Origin of the sequence: Arthrobacter sp. NQ7 (assembly GCF_029581595.2) — a bacterium.
Taxonomy (GTDB): Bacteria; Actinomycetota; Actinomycetes; order Actinomycetales; family Micrococcaceae; genus Arthrobacter; species Arthrobacter phenanthrenivorans_B.
The window spans coordinates 103,001-116,293 of sequence record NZ_JARFXU020000006.1; the positions used below are offsets into that span (position 1 = coordinate 103,001).

The window sequence follows — 13,293 nt, forward strand, 5'->3', positions numbered from 1 at the left end:
GACGCGGATGTCGGGGTATGCGGGGCCATACCAGCAGGATATCCGCAGCCAGCTATACTTCTGACGTTGGCACTGAGGGGGCTCTATGAGTGAGGCACGTGTGGGTCTGGTCATCGAAGATGACCACGACATTCGGGAACTGGTTCGCACTGTGCTGACCCAGGCTGGTTTCGACGTCTCCGTCGCCAGTGGCGGCGCTGAGGGCGTCCTGATGGCCAAGAGCCTGAACCCTGACGTCATTACCCTTGATCTGGGGTTGCCGGACATTGACGGCTTTGAGGTGTCGCGGCAGATCCGGGAGTTTTCGGATGCCTACATTGTGATGCTGACAGCTCGTACCGAGGAACTGGACACCCTGATCGGGCTCGAATCCGGGGCTGATGATTACCTGACCAAGCCATTCCGGCCCCGCGAGTTACGTGCCCGGGTGGCCGCCATGATGCGCCGGCCACGGTCCGTTCCGGACCCGGCCGAGGTTGCCGTGGATGCCTCACCGGACGGCTCGGCCCATCCGGAGCGGGGAAACTTCAGCCATAACGGGCTTGAGCTCAGCTACGCCTCGCGCACTGTCAGTGTGGACGGCAGGGAAATGAACCTGACCCGCACGGAGTTCGAGCTTCTGTATGCGCTCCTGGAAGCCGGCCGGACGGTCCGGACCAAGTCCGACCTGGTGCGGCGGCTCCGGGACGAGGATTACGACGTCGGCAGTTACATCAGCGAGGCCGACGAACGTTCGGTGGAGGTCCACATGGGCAACCTGCGCAAGAAGCTTGGCGATTCGCCGCAGCAGCCGCGGTGGCTGCAGACGGTCCGCGGGGTGGGTTACCGCTTGGCTCCGGGACAGCACTGAGCCTGCAGCCGGTGCGTGGTTTGCCGGCTGCACTGGGTGATGGGCCGCAGGTAGGTGGCGGCCAGCCTGGGCAACGCCACGGTCATGTCGGCGTGGCGGGCCTCGGCCCGGATCTCGTTTTCCAGCTCGAGCGCCAGCCCCGCCAGCCGCTCGGCACCGACCATCTGGCTTGAGGTCTTGAGGCTGAGGACTGCGTCGATGGAGCCCTCCAGGTCGCCGGTGGTCATGGCCAGCCTTAGCCGGTCCAGGCGTTGGGGCAAGTACTCGATGAAGTTCCCCACGAAGACCAGGGTGTACCCCTCTTCCTCCTCAAGCTCTTCCCGCAACCGGTCCAGGACTGACTGGTCCACCAGCGGCCTTGGCGCCTCGTCTGACGTGCTCATGACACTCCTTTCTGCTGGAACTGGGGACCCGAAAACAGGACGGTTATGCGGGGGTTGCTTGCTGTTTTTCAGGTTAGGACCGTTCCTCCGGGCTCGCAGAACACTCGGCAAGAATTGCGGTTTTCTTGATCGGAGGGCCCAATTCTGCCCATAAAATCGAGGCCGGTGCTTTCTGCATTGACATCAACTGCGGCCTGGGCCGCCTTCAATCTGGGGATAGATTGCCGTGTTCCGAACTTTCAGGACTTTATTTGTCGCGCTCTTAATCGTGGCCGGACTGGCTTTGGCCAGCGTCCAGCCGGCCGGCGCAGCCACCACACCGCAAATCACGCTGGACCCGGCGTCCGGTCCAGCCGGTTCTGCCGTGACCGTGGCGGGAACCGGCTTCAAGGCGTCCACCACGGGGACAGTGATTGTGGGTTCCACAACCTTCCCGTTCCAGACCACTGCGGCCGGCGCCTTCAGTACCGGCATCACCATTCCGCCCGCCGCCACCGGCAACCTGGCCATTACGGCCAAGACCTCGTCCATCAAGGCCTCAGCGACGTTCGTGGTCCAGGCGGCAACGCCGGCGCCGGCTCCGCAGCCCGCGGCCGTCAGCTCTGCCGCCCTGCGCTTTGGGGTGGCAACCGCCGGGGGTCCCCTGGCCGGTTCCGAACTGGATGATGTGGCCAGCATTGCAGGTGAAATTCCGTCCATCGTGATGAGCTATAAGGACTTCCTGCAGGCACCGCCAATAGCTGAGATGGATGCGGTACGTTCACGCGGAGCCACCCCGCTGGTGACGTGGGAGCCCTGGGCGTGGGGAGGCGGCGTGGAGCAGCCGGCGTACGCGTTGAACCGCATCACCGCCGGCGACTTCGACGGAACCATCAGCCAGTGGGGGCAGTCCCTGGCAGCCTGGGGCAAGCCGGTGATGCTGCGCTTTGCCCATGAAATGAACGGCAACTGGTATCCGTGGGCGGAAGGCGTGAACGGAAACCAGGCGGGCGACTACGTCGCGGCCTGGCGGCACGTGCATGACGTGGTCGCCGCCACAGGTGCGGCCAACGTGCAGTGGGTGTGGTCGCCGAACGTCCCGTACTGGGGATCCACCGAACTGGCCGGTTTGTTCCCCGGCGCGGGTTACGTGGACATCGTGGCCCTGGACGGCTACAACTGGGGCACCTCGCAAACCTGGAGCACCTGGGTCTCCCCGGTGGACCTGTTTGGCCCGGGGATTTCCCAGCTCCGAGCCCTGGCTCCGGGCAAACCGGTCCTGATCGCTGAAACAGCCTCCAGCGAGTCCGGCGGGTCCAAGGCTGCGTGGAACACCGACCTGGTGTCTTATCTTGCCGCCCAGCCGGATGTCATGGGTTTCGTCTGGTTCCACCTGCAGAAGGAGACGGACTGGCGGATCAACAGCAGTGACCCGTCGGCGGCTGCTTTCAAGTCTGCCCTGCTGGCACGGAGAAGCTAGGGGATAGGGGAAGCTGCTCCGGAACCATCAATGGCGTGCTGCCTGACCGCTGCAACCCATTCATCCTGCCTTGGCGGGATCAAGGTCAGCGGCGGCGTCAGCTGAAGATTGGCTCAAGATTCCACAGGTCGGGCGCCGGCCTCCAGGAAACGCACCAGCTGGGCTTCGAGAGCTGAACGGTCCTTCAACTCGCATTCCCAGACGGTCAGCACTTCCCAGCCGGCGTCTTCCAGCTGCCGGCGCTGGCCGGCGTCGCGCTCCCGGGTCCGGGTGCGCTTTGCGGCCCAGAAATCCGCGTTGGCTTTGGGTGCGTGCCGGCCCACCCTGCAGTCGTGGAAATGCCAAAAGCAGCCGTTCACGAAGATCACCTTGTGCCGGCCGGCGAAGACGAGGTCCGGGTTGCCCGGCAGCTTGCGGCCGCCGGATGTGCCATGCAGGCGGTAGCGGTAGCCCTTGGCATGCAGGAGCCGCCGGACCAGCAGTTCGGGTTTGGTGTTCTTGCCGCGGATCCGGGACATGTTCCAGCTGCGCTGCTCGGGGGTCAGCTTGTCAGCGGTGGCCTTCTCCGCGCTGGAATTGTCCGGCATTCCTCCAGTCTAGGAGCGCCTAGATCTCCCGCTCCGGTTGTTCGCCGAACACGAAGTGCCGGCCGCTGACGGACGTCGGCTCGATCTCCACGTAAAAGTCCTTCAGGGTGGGCACCCAGGTCTTCAGGCCGAGCCCTTCGATGGCGGCGAGCTCATCGGAGTTGCTGAGGACCCGTGCGGTGCCCCGAAGGATGACGGACCAGGCTTCCTGGGACAGGATGCCGTCGGTTTCGAACAGCACGCGCTCGTTGATGGTCAGTTGCGCGAGCTTGTTCCCGGGCGCTGTGCGCAGGTAAAGCTTCCGGTGTGAGGTCACGTAGTTCACCGGGAAGATGTCTGGTTCCCCCGCGACGGAAACCACCAGGCGGCCATGTTGGGTGGCGGCCAGGAGCCGCCACGACTGCTCATCGTCGAGTTCCAGGACGGGATTGCCGTCTGCATGTTCAAACATCATGCGGCCATTCTTCCCAGCCGGACCGGAAGGCACCAGAGGCCGGAAGGCCCCTTTACGGCCCGTTTACTCCGTGCCGGCTGCAGCTGGCCCACCAGCCCATCGGGGAGACCTGGACCTTCAGCCTGCGGCCGCAGGCGGCGCAGAAGCGCGGAGGTTCCAGTTGGAGAAGGTCAGCGCACCTGGAGTGAAGGTACGACGCCGGTGCGTGGCCGCCGTCGTGCGTGTCCTCTTGGTGGGCGCCCTCCTGCCGGGTGGGCGGCTCCACGGGAAGGCCGCAGAGTTCGCAGAATGGGGCGGGTGCCGCGGGTGCCGCGGGAGGCGGGGAGGAGGTGCTCACAGCGTCTTCTGCAGTTCCTTGATGGGCATGTTCAGGTCCACCAGCAGGTTCAGGTCGGCCGTGGCGGGGCGGCCCAGGGTGGTGAGGTAGTTGCCGACGATGACGGCGTTGATGCCACCCAGCAGGCCGTCGCGGGTGCCGAGGTCCCCGAGGGTGAGCTCCCGGCCGCCGGCGTAGCGCAGCACGGTGCGGGGCATCGCCAGCCGGAAGGCGGCAATGGCCCGCAGGGCGTCTTTTCCATTCATGGTCGGCTGGTCCTGCAGGGGTGTGCCCGGCCGCGGATTGAGGAAGTTCAGCGGAACCTCGTGCGGTTCCAGTGCCGCAAGCTGGGCGGCGAGTTCGGCGCGCTGCTCCAGGCTTTCGCCCATGCCGATCAGGGCGCCGCAGCACAGTTCCATGCCGGCGTCCTTGACCATGGCGCAGGTTTCCAGCCGTTCCTCATAGGTGTGGGTGGTGACTACCTGCGGGAAGTAGCTGCGGGCGGTCTCCAGGTTGTGGTTGTAGCGGTGGACGCCCCAGGAAGCCAGCTGGTCCACCTGGCGCGGGGTGAGCATGCCCAGGGAACAGGCGATGTTGATGTCCACTTCCTGCCTGATGCGGTCAATGGCGAACTTGACCTGGTTCATGAGTTTGATGTCCGGCCCCCGGACAGCGGCGACGATGCAGAACTCGGTGGCACCGGCGGCGGCGGTTTCCTTGGCGGCCCTGACCAGTTCCGGGATGTCGAGCCAGACGCCGCGCACGGGGGAGTCGAAGACCCCGGACTGGCTGCAGAAGTGGCAGTCCTCGGGGCAACCGCCGGTCTTGATCGAGATGATGCCCTCCACCTCCACCTCGTCACCGCAGTGCCGCAGCCGGACCTGGTGGGCCAGTTCCAGGATGTCCGGGAGCACGTCGTCGGGGAGGCGGAGGACGTCCAGCAGCTGTTCTTCGGCCAGACCCACACCTTGGTCCAGGACCTGCCGCCGCGCATTTTCCAGGATTGAGCGGTCCTGCGGTCGAAGAGAGGTTGTCATCGCTGTCCTTTGGTTCGCCGGGAATTCTCTTTCCGACGCTAGTTCCACTGCCGCCGGCGTTTTTTGTCGGCTGTCCACAAGGGACGCCCGAAGGATTTGTTGACACATTCGGTCAATGCTTAACGCCCTCGAAACAGCGGCGTGACCGCCCTGTCGTTTCCGCTGGCTACCGTCGGTTCGAGATCTTCCCCCTCCACTGAAAGAGGCAGCATATGAGCCAGGACCTGGACACCCCGCAACTACTGGAACGGGCGGCACCCGCCGGGGGCCCCGCCGTCGGGCGTTCTCCCGCTTCTGCCGCGGCGGGCAACACTGCCGCGCTCAACGCCACCAAGGAAAGCCTTGAGGATTACACGCTCAGGTTCGCGCCGCGCTCCTACCGGAAATGGAGCGCCGGAGTAGTGGCCACCAGCGCGCTGGGCGGCATCGCCTACCTGGCCGACTTCTCCATCGGGGCCAACATCGGCATCTCGTACGGCACGGTCAACGCAATCCTCGGAATCCTGGTGGCCGCCGTCGTCATCTTCGCCACGGGCTTTCCCCTGGCGTACTACGCGGCCCGCTACAACATCGACCTCGACCTGATCACCCGCGGCTCGGGCTTCGGCTACTACGGGTCGGTGGTCACCAACGTCATCTTCGCAACTTTCACGTTTATCTTCTTTGCGCTCGAGGGCTCCATCATGGCGCAGGGGCTGGAGCTGGGGCTGGGCGTCCCGCAGTGGCTTGGGTACGCCGCGTCCACGGTGATCATCATCCCGCTGGTGATCTACGGCATGAACACGCTGGCCAAGCTGCAGGTGTGGACTACTCCGCTGTGGCTGCTGCTGATGGTAGTACCGGTGGGATATCTGCTGATTTCGCATCCCGGGAGCATCGACAGCTTCTTCGCCTACACGGGCGCTTCCGGTGACGGCGGGCCGAACCTGGCGTCCGTCATGCTGGCCGCCGGCGTCTGCCTGTCCCTGATGGCGCAGATCGCGGAGCAGATCGACTACCTCCGGTTCATGCCGCCGCGCACCGAAGGCAACCGGGCTGCCTGGTGGAGGGCCGTGATCCTCGCCGGACCGGGCTGGGTGATCTTTGGCGCGATCAAGCAGATCGTCGGGCTGTTCATCGCCATCTACCTGATTGCCACTCTCGATCCCGCTGCGTCAGCCACTGCGAATGAGCCGGTGCACCAGTTCCTGGGCGTCTACCAGGAGATGATGCCGGCCTGGCTTGCCATGACGCTGGCCGTGGTGCTGGTGGTCATTTCGCAGATCAAAATCAACGTCACCAATGCCTACTCCGGCTCGTTGGCGTGGACCAACTCCTTTACCCGCATCACCAAGACCTACCCGGGCCGGATGGTGTTCGTGGTGGTGAACCTGCTGATCGCACTGGTCCTGATGGAAGCCAATATGTTCGACTTCCTCAACACCATCCTCGGGTTCTACGCCAACTGCGCCATGGCGTGGGTGGTTACGGTGGCGTCCGATATTGCCATCAATAAGTATCTGCTCAAGATTTCCCCCAAGGTGCCTGAGTTCCGCCGCGGCATGCTCTATGCGGTGAACCCGGTGGGTTTCGTGTCCATGCTGGTGTCCGCAGGGGTTTCCATCGCGGTGTTCTTCGGGGCGTTTGGTGCTGCCATCCAGCCCTATTCGCCCATTTTCGCCGTGGGCCTGGCCCTGGTCCTGCCGCCGGCCCTTGCCGTCCTGACCCGTGGGCGGTACTACCTTCGGCGGCTTGACGACGGGATCGATCTGCCGATGTTCGACGCCGACGGGAACCCCAGCGACGCTAAGCTCCGGTGCCACGTGACGGGTTTGGAGTTTGAACGGCCGGACATGGTGCGCTCGGCCCAGGACGCGCCCGACGGCGGTCCCCAGTATGTCTCATCGCTCGCGTTATCGACGGATAAGACAGGGGAGTTGGTGCTGCCAGGCCAGAAGTAGCGATTCAATCTTTTCCCGTTTGGGGAAACCAGGAAGCCGGTGCACGTCGGTGTGCCGGCTTCCTTTGTGACTTCTTCTGTCGCGTTCCCGATGGTAGAACCGGGACGGGGTAATGCCTGTGGATAAGTTTGATCGCCCTATTGTGACCTGGGCTACCCTTAAGTCACTGTTCGGAGCAAGCCGTCTTGAAACTACTGGGGGAATAGCGGCCCATGACATCACAGAACTTTCTTTCGTCCCGCAATGCGCGGTCCGGTGCTGCAGCCCTTATTGTTGGTCTCTCCCTGGGTATGGCCGGCTGCAATTCAGGGGACTCTCCCGGGAATGGTGGAAGTTCATCCGCTGTGGCTGCCGAGACGCCCACAGCCACCGGGACTCCGACCCCCACCCCCACCCCGAGCGCCGTCTACAAGCCCGCTGACGCCACCGGCCCCGCCCAGAACGTGCCGGTCCCGGTACTGCCGGAGGTTGCCAAGACGGAGACGAAGGAAGGGCTCGAGGCGTTCGCTAAGTACTGGTTTCAGCTACTCAGTTATGGATACGAAACGGGTGACACTAAACCGCTCTCAGCGGTCACCGGTCCGGATTGCACCATGTGTGAGCGCGCCAAACAGGTACAGGAGGGATGGCATCAAGACGGGCGATGGCTGGCTGGTGGGAAAGTTACAACTCCTGCCGTCAACACCACTTTCGCGGTAGCTGCCGATGGAAACTACCAAGTCGCCGTGCAGGTCTCCCAAGAAGCACTTAGCTATTACAACCCGGACAAATCTCTGGACAGTACGGAGCCAAAGCCAGCGGATTCGGGAAATCTCATGTTGGTCGTTTTCCGGGACGGGGCCTGGTATGTGCAAACGATCGAGCCCATCGTCGGTTGATGACATGAAATCCATCTTCCGCTGCTGGGCTTTGATACTTCTGGGTTCTTCAATGGTTCTCGCGGGCGGGGCGCAGGCCAGTCAGCAATTGCAAGTTTCGGAAGTCTTCGTTAGTGAGGGCACAAATCCACTTCTCATCAAGCAGGAAAGTCCTCCGCCACCAAAGGCTCATTGGAGTTCAGGCGGCGCCGATGTCGCCGGGTGGCAGAAGAACCCCGGGGAAGACGAGTTTTCTCGACCAGTACAGGGGACTACCCCTACTGACCCCAACGAGTACAAGTACGAACTCCAGTGCCATCTCGGCGGCGGTGACTTTGACACACCTTGCCTCGCGCGCCAGCTCGACTGCAAGGACCGGGAGGACGGCGCCAAGGGTATTCCCGTGATGTGGCTGTCGCGGCCCAGGGGTGTCCCGGGTGCGGTCTGGGCACATCACTCTGGACCAACGTGCCTCTACGACCCCAAGCCGGAGGATCTGCTGCCCCGGATCGCCGCGGACATCCAGCGCCAATTCCAGAATCTTCCGGTCAATGCCGGCAAAGTTGTGGCGCAGCCCAGCCCGAACACCCTGCGCGGCGCCGAAACCAACTTCTATGCCGAAGCAGCTGAACAGCAGTTCGATGTCACCATGTTCGGCCAGCAGGTCCACGTGGTGGCCACACCCGTGCAGTACACGTGGAACTACGGCGACGGCACCGTCTTTGGTCCCCAGCCGTCCATGGGCGGTGCCTTGCCGCAGGACCGGTGGGGCGAAAAGACCCGGACCAGCCACGCCTATGCATCCACCGGGGATTTCCAGGTTGTCCTGACCACCTCTTTCCAGGGCACCTACTCCGTGAATGCCGGACCACCGCTGCCCATCCCCGGCCAGGGCCAGTTCACTTCCCCGCCTCAGACCATCAGCGTCTGGCGGTCCCTCACCCGCAACTACGCCGACGACTGCACCACCAATCCCCAAGGCCAAGGGTGTCCAGGCGCTGTACGGTGACCGCAGGACAACGGCGGCAGGATGTGATCCGCATCCCACCGGGACCAACGAGGAATAGTTGCACGCGCCCCACAGTTGGCACAGACAGTACGTCTTCAGCCTTCGAAAGGAACTGCGCATGCTGTTTTCCCCACTCACCCTCGGCGAACTGGAACTCCCCAACCGGCTGGTGATGGCACCCCTCACCCGTCTCCGCGCGGGTGAGAAGGGCATCCCCGGTCCGCTCGTGGTCGAGCACTACCGCCAGCGCGCTTCCCTGGGGCTCATCGTCAGCGAAGGGATCTACCCCACACCTGCAGGGCAGGCGTACCCCGGCCAGCCCGGCATCGTCACCGAAGAGCAGGTCGCCGCCTGGAAGAAGGTCACGGATGCCGTACACGCCGAAGGCGGCCGCATGTTCGCGCAAATAATGCACGGCGGCCGGGTTTCCCATTCGGACATCACCGGCGGCCTGCCGATCGTCGCCCCCAGCGCCGTGGCCATCGATGGCGTTGTCCGGACTCCCGCAGGCAAGCAGCCTTACCCCGTGCCCGAGGCCTTGACCACCGACGAACTTCCCATGGTCATCCAGGAGATCGTCAACGCGTCGCTGAACGCTATCGAGGCAGGTTTCGACGGCGTGGAACTGCACTCAGCCAACGGCTACCTCCTGCACGAATTCCTCGCCCCGAACTCCAACATTCGGACTGACAGCTACGGTGGATCGCCGGAGAACCGGGCACGCTTTGTCATCGAAACCGTAAACGCCGTGGTGGCAGCCCTTGGGGCCAACCGCGTAGGCCTGCGCATCTCGCCCGAACACAATGTCCAGGGCATCGCCGAGACCGACGCCGCGGACGTCCGTGCCACCTACGAAGTCCTGGTGGACAGCATCGCGCCGCTCAACCTGGCCTACCTGAGCATCCTGCACCACGAACCCACCGGCGGCCTCGTCCAGGATCTCCGCACACGGTTCGGCGGCACTTTCCTGGTCAACACGGGCTTTGGCGTCGTCACCACGCGCGAAGAAGCCGTAAACCTCGTGTCCGAAGGACACGCGGACGCAGTTGTGGTGGGCCGTCCCGCCATCGCAAACCCGGACCTTGCCCGCCGCTGGAAGGAAAGCCTTCCGCTCAACGAGCCCGACGCATCCACCTTCTACGCCGAGGGCGCCACCGGCTACACGGATTACCCGGCCTACCAGGGCTAAACGGCGCGTCGGCCAGGACGCAACAGACGACGACGGCGGCACCCACGGAGGGTGCCGCCGTCGCTGGCTGTCCGGGGTGCTGGTCCCGGTCAGCAATGCCGGGAGGCCATCCGACGACCCCCGGCTGAAGACTTATGTTGGCCCGCCGGACTCCAGCGGAAGCCGGCGGTGATCAGATGATACTCCATCGAATGGACTCTTACCATAGGCACTTTTCCAGCCCTTGGAGCGGCCTAAAGCACGGCTTCACGGCCGGTGCCTTCCTTCATGAGCAGCCGCCCGTCCTCGATGGACACCAGCACGCTCTTGGGCCGTCCGCTGACCTTGGTGATGGCCTTCAAACCACGGTTGGTAACCTCGACCCCCACCTGCGCGCCCTTCGCCGGCAATTCCACGGACACCTCGGTGGCGATGCCGAGCAACGGATTGGTGGACACGCCAAGATCCCTGCGCACCTCCTTGCCGTTGACGGTCACGGTGATGTTGGCGTCGTCGAACCCCTCCTGGAACACCATAAGCAATTCACGCATGACGGCCTCTTCCTTGAGCATCGGCGCCGGTAACGGCATGTCCACTACAGCACTTTGATGGCCCCAACGGAATACCTCCCCGCCCTGCTGCGCTCCCGGCGCCCCCGCCTCCGGTGGAGCCGGGAAGGCCTGTAGGGCAAGATGTTCAGGTGACCCAACAGCCTGCACCGTCCCCCGCTTCCATCCCCTCCGGCGCATCGGGGGAGGACGCGGTCCACGCCCAGATCGCTGCCGAGCTTGGCGTGAAACCCTGGCAGGTGAAGGCAGCAGTTGGCCTGCTCGACGGCGGCTCGACGGTTCCGTTCATCGCCCGGTACCGCAAGGAAGCCACCGGGACGCTGGACGACACGCAGCTTCGTGACCTGGAGGAGCGGCTCCGCTACCTCCGCGAACTGGCCGACCGCCGTCGTGCCGTCCTTGAGGCGATTGATGCCCAAGGCCAGCTGACCCCGGAACTGCGCAAAGCCATCCTGGCGGCCGACACCAAGTCCCGGCTTGAAGACATCTACCTGCCGTTCAAATCCAAGCGCAGGACCAAGGCACAGATTGCCCGGGAGGCCGGGCTGGAGCCGCTCGCGGAGACGCTCCTGAAGCGGCCGGACCTGGACCCTGAACGGGAGGCCGCCAAGTACCTGGACACCGCGCACTCCATCGGTGACACCACCGCCGCGCTCGCCGGCGCCCGGGCCATCCTGGTTGAGCGCGTGGCGCAGGATCCGGATCTCGCCGCCACCCTGCGGGACCGACTGTGGACGCAGGGCCGGATGGTGTCGCGCGTCAAGAAGGGCAAGGAAGCGGAAGGCCAGAAGTTTGCGGACTACTTCCAGTTCGCCCAGGCGCCGGACCGCATGCCGTCCCACCGCGTGCTGGCCCTCTTCCGCGGCGAGAAGGACGGCATCCTTGAGCTGGACCTCGCCGAAGCCGACCCATCGGACGACGCCGCCCTCACCGCCGCCCGCGCCCGCTACGAGTCAGCGGTGGCCAGGTTCCTCGGCGTCGCCGACCGCGGACGGCCAGCCGACGCCTGGCTGATGCAGACAGCACAGGTGGCCTGGCGTTCCCGCGTCCTGGCCCGGCTCACCTCCGACCTCCGCGCCAGGCTGTTCGCCGCAGCGGAGGACGAGGCGGTCCGCGTGTTTGCCGCCAACCTCAGGGACGTCCTGCTGGCCGCTCCCGCCGGCAACCGGCCCACCCTCGGCCTTGACCCGGGGCTGCGGACCGGGGTCAAAGTTGCGGTGGTGGACGGCACCGGCAAGGTGGTGGCCACGGACACCGTCTACCCGCATGCTCCGGCGCGGAAGTGGGACGAAGCCCTCGCCACCCTGGTCCGGTTGGCGCGGCAGCACGCCGTCGAACTGGTGGCCATCGGCAACGGAACCGCGTCACGGGAGACGGACAAGCTGGCCGCAGAATTGATCAAGCTCCTGCCGGAAGTGGACCGGAAACCGCAGAAACTCGTGGTGTCCGAGGCCGGCGCGTCGGTGTACTCCGCCTCGGCGCTCGCCGCCGCCGAACTGCCGGGCATGGACGTGTCGCTGCGTGGCGCGGTCTCCATCGCCCGCCGCCTGCAGGATCCACTGGCCGAACTCGTCAAGATCGACCCCAAGTCCATCGGCGTGGGGCAGTACCAGCACGACGTGACGGCGTCGAAACTCGACCGCAGCCTGGACGCAGTGGTGGAGGACTGCGTGAACGCCGTGGGAGTCGACGTGAACACCGCATCGCCGGCGCTGCTCAGCCGGGTGGCCGGCGTCGGACCCCTGCTGAGTGAAAACATTGTGGCCTACCGGAACGAGCACGGCCCCTTCACCAGGCGCACCGACCTCAAGAAGGTGCCCCGCCTGGGCGCCAAGGCGTTCGAGCAGTGTGCCGGCTTCCTAAGGATTACCGGGGGAGCGGAACCCCTGGACGCATCGAGCGTGCACCCGGAAGCCTACGCGGTGGCCCGGAAGATCCTGGTTGCCGCGGGCTCGGCGCCGGCGTCGTCCCTGGACCCGCAAAAGTTCGTTGACGACACCTTCGGCCTGCCCACCGTCCGGGACATCCTCGCCGAACTGGACAAGCCCGGACGCGATCCCCGGCCCGCCTTCGCCGCCGCGACCTTCTCCGAAGGGGTTGAAAAGATCTCGGACCTGGTGCCCGGCATGATCCTCGAGGGCACCGTGACCAACGTGGCGGCGTTCGGCGCGTTCGTGGACGTGGGAGTCCACCAGGACGGGCTGGTCCACGTCTCTGCCCTTGCAAACCACTTTGTCTCGGACCCGCGCGAGGTGGTCAAGTCCGGCCAGGTTGTCCGCGTCAAGGTGCTGGAGGCCGATCCGGAGCGCAAGCGGATCTCGCTGACCTTGAGGCTCGACGACGAACCGGTGGGCGGCGGTGCAGGTTCAGGGCGTCGCGGCCCAGGCGCCGGGAAGACGGAGCGTAGCGGAAAGGCGGAGCGTACCGGAAGGGCGGAGCCAGCCGGCAAGCCCGACCGGGGCGGCAAGAGCGAGCGGGGCGGACGCCCGGACCGCCAACAGTCCGCAAGGCCCGGGCCGGGGGCGGCTGGCGGTGGCCGGCCGGCTCCAAAACCCCAGCCCGTCAACACGGCGATGGCCGAGGCGCTGCGGAAGGCCGGGCTGGGAAAGTAGCCAGGGCAGTACTGGAGTCCGGAAGGGAAGCCGGCGGGTCTTTTGGCCGGGA

13 protein-coding genes are annotated in these 13,293 nt (G+C 65.1%); 7 read left to right on the forward strand and 6 right to left on the reverse strand.

Annotated features, from left to right (window positions below; translation table 11 throughout):
• The first annotated feature begins 85 nt into the window (after positions 1 to 85).
• Positions 86 to 850, forward strand: coding sequence for a response regulator transcription factor (locus PUN71_RS09190; protein ID WP_277798139.1), 765 nt, complete (start codon positions 86 to 88; stop codon positions 848 to 850).
• Here PUN71_RS09190 and PUN71_RS09195 read toward each other — a convergent pair.
• Positions 823 to 1,233, reverse strand: coding sequence for an Hpt domain-containing protein (locus PUN71_RS09195; RefSeq protein ID WP_110543866.1), 411 nt, complete (start codon positions 1,231 to 1,233; stop codon positions 823 to 825). The genes PUN71_RS09190 and PUN71_RS09195 overlap by 28 nt on opposite strands.
• A 268-nt stretch (positions 1,234 to 1,501) precedes the next feature.
• On the opposite strand from PUN71_RS09195, the gene PUN71_RS09200 reads away from it, so the two are divergent.
• Entirely contained in the window at positions 1,502 to 2,692 is a 1,191-nt protein-coding gene (locus PUN71_RS09200; protein ID WP_502860377.1) for a glycosyl hydrolase, read from the forward strand.
• Between the two features lie 113 nt (positions 2,693 to 2,805).
• On the opposite strand, the gene PUN71_RS09205 is transcribed toward PUN71_RS09200, so the two are convergent.
• Genes PUN71_RS09205 through bioB form a run of 4 tightly spaced genes read right to left on the reverse strand, consistent with a single transcriptional unit; the run spans position 2,806 to position 5,086 of the window.
• On the reverse strand, positions 2,806 to 3,279 hold the full coding sequence (locus PUN71_RS09205; protein WP_043451568.1) for a very short patch repair endonuclease: 474 nt from the start codon (positions 3,277 to 3,279) through the stop codon (positions 2,806 to 2,808).
• A gap of 19 nt (positions 3,280 to 3,298) precedes the next feature.
• Positions 3,299 to 3,733: a pyridoxamine 5'-phosphate oxidase family protein gene (locus PUN71_RS09210; protein ID WP_043451570.1), complete on the reverse strand. Its 435-nt coding sequence runs from the start codon at positions 3,731 to 3,733 to the stop codon at positions 3,299 to 3,301.
• A 52-nt stretch (positions 3,734 to 3,785) separates the two neighbouring features.
• The gene (gene bsaP / locus PUN71_RS23165; protein WP_502860380.1) at positions 3,786 to 4,070 is read right to left on the reverse strand and encodes a biotin synthase auxiliary protein BsaP; all 285 of its coding nucleotides are present in this window, start codon (positions 4,068 to 4,070) and stop codon (positions 3,786 to 3,788) included.
• Positions 4,067 to 5,086, reverse strand: coding sequence for a biotin synthase BioB (bioB, locus tag PUN71_RS09215; protein ID WP_277798140.1), 1,020 nt, complete (start codon positions 5,084 to 5,086; stop codon positions 4,067 to 4,069). The genes bsaP and bioB overlap by 4 nt, the downstream gene beginning before the upstream one ends.
• 212 nt (positions 5,087 to 5,298) lie before the next feature.
• On the opposite strand from bioB, the gene PUN71_RS09220 reads away from it, so the two are divergent.
• From PUN71_RS09220 to PUN71_RS09235, 4 genes are all read left to right on the forward strand, one after another.
• Positions 5,299 to 7,026 carry a purine-cytosine permease family protein gene (locus tag PUN71_RS09220; protein WP_277798141.1) on the forward strand — a complete coding sequence of 576 codons (1,728 nt, stop codon included), beginning with the start codon at positions 5,299 to 5,301 and terminating at the stop codon, positions 7,024 to 7,026.
• Positions 7,027 to 7,370: 344 nt separating this feature from the next.
• Complete coding sequence (locus tag PUN71_RS09225; protein WP_277798142.1) at positions 7,371 to 7,904, forward strand: DUF6318 family protein; 534 nt, start codon at positions 7,371 to 7,373, stop codon at positions 7,902 to 7,904.
• A gap of 385 nt (positions 7,905 to 8,289) precedes the next feature.
• Positions 8,290 to 8,892, forward strand: coding sequence for a PKD domain-containing protein (locus PUN71_RS09230; protein WP_277798214.1), 603 nt, complete (start codon positions 8,290 to 8,292; stop codon positions 8,890 to 8,892).
• Between the two features lie 118 nt (positions 8,893 to 9,010).
• A complete protein-coding gene (locus tag PUN71_RS09235) occupies positions 9,011 to 10,081 on the forward strand; it encodes an alkene reductase (RefSeq protein ID WP_277798143.1) in 1,071 nt (356 codons plus the stop codon).
• Positions 10,082 to 10,314: 233 nt separating this feature from the next.
• On the opposite strand, the gene PUN71_RS09240 is transcribed toward PUN71_RS09235, so the two are convergent.
• Positions 10,315 to 10,632 carry a hypothetical protein gene (locus PUN71_RS09240; protein ID WP_043451585.1) on the reverse strand — a complete coding sequence of 106 codons (318 nt, stop codon included), beginning with the start codon at positions 10,630 to 10,632 and terminating at the stop codon, positions 10,315 to 10,317.
• Positions 10,633 to 10,760: 128 nt separating this feature from the next.
• Here PUN71_RS09240 and PUN71_RS09245 point away from each other — a divergent pair, with 128 nt between their 5' ends.
• Positions 10,761 to 13,241 carry a Tex family protein gene (locus PUN71_RS09245; protein ID WP_277798144.1) on the forward strand — a complete coding sequence of 827 codons (2,481 nt, stop codon included), beginning with the start codon at positions 10,761 to 10,763 and terminating at the stop codon, positions 13,239 to 13,241.
• Positions 13,242 to 13,293: the final 52 nt, after the last annotated feature.

Excerpts from the sequence above, each read along its gene's own strand:
- PUN71_RS09195 (WP_110543866.1), bottom strand. The coding sequence starts at position 1,233 with ATGAGCACGTCAGACGAGGCGCCAAGGCCGCTGGTGGACCAGTCAGTC.
- PUN71_RS09205 (WP_043451568.1), bottom strand. The coding sequence starts at position 3,279 with ATGCCGGACAATTCCAGCGCGGAGAAGGCCACCGCTGACAAGCTGACC.
- PUN71_RS09230 (WP_277798214.1), top strand. The coding sequence starts at position 8,290 with ATGTGGCTGTCGCGGCCCAGGGGTGTCCCGGGTGCGGTCTGGGCACAT.
- PUN71_RS09220 (WP_277798141.1), top strand. The coding sequence starts at position 5,299 with ATGAGCCAGGACCTGGACACCCCGCAACTACTGGAACGGGCGGCACCC.
- PUN71_RS09190 (WP_277798139.1), top strand. The coding sequence starts at position 86 with ATGAGTGAGGCACGTGTGGGTCTGGTCATCGAAGATGACCACGACATT.
- PUN71_RS09210 (WP_043451570.1), bottom strand. The coding sequence starts at position 3,733 with ATGATGTTTGAACATGCAGACGGCAATCCCGTCCTGGAACTCGACGAT.
- PUN71_RS09240 (WP_043451585.1), bottom strand. The coding sequence starts at position 10,632 with ATGCTCAAGGAAGAGGCCGTCATGCGTGAATTGCTTATGGTGTTCCAG.
- bioB (WP_277798140.1), bottom strand. The coding sequence starts at position 5,086 with ATGACAACCTCTCTTCGACCGCAGGACCGCTCAATCCTGGAAAATGCG.
- PUN71_RS09235 (WP_277798143.1), top strand. The coding sequence starts at position 9,011 with ATGCTGTTTTCCCCACTCACCCTCGGCGAACTGGAACTCCCCAACCGG.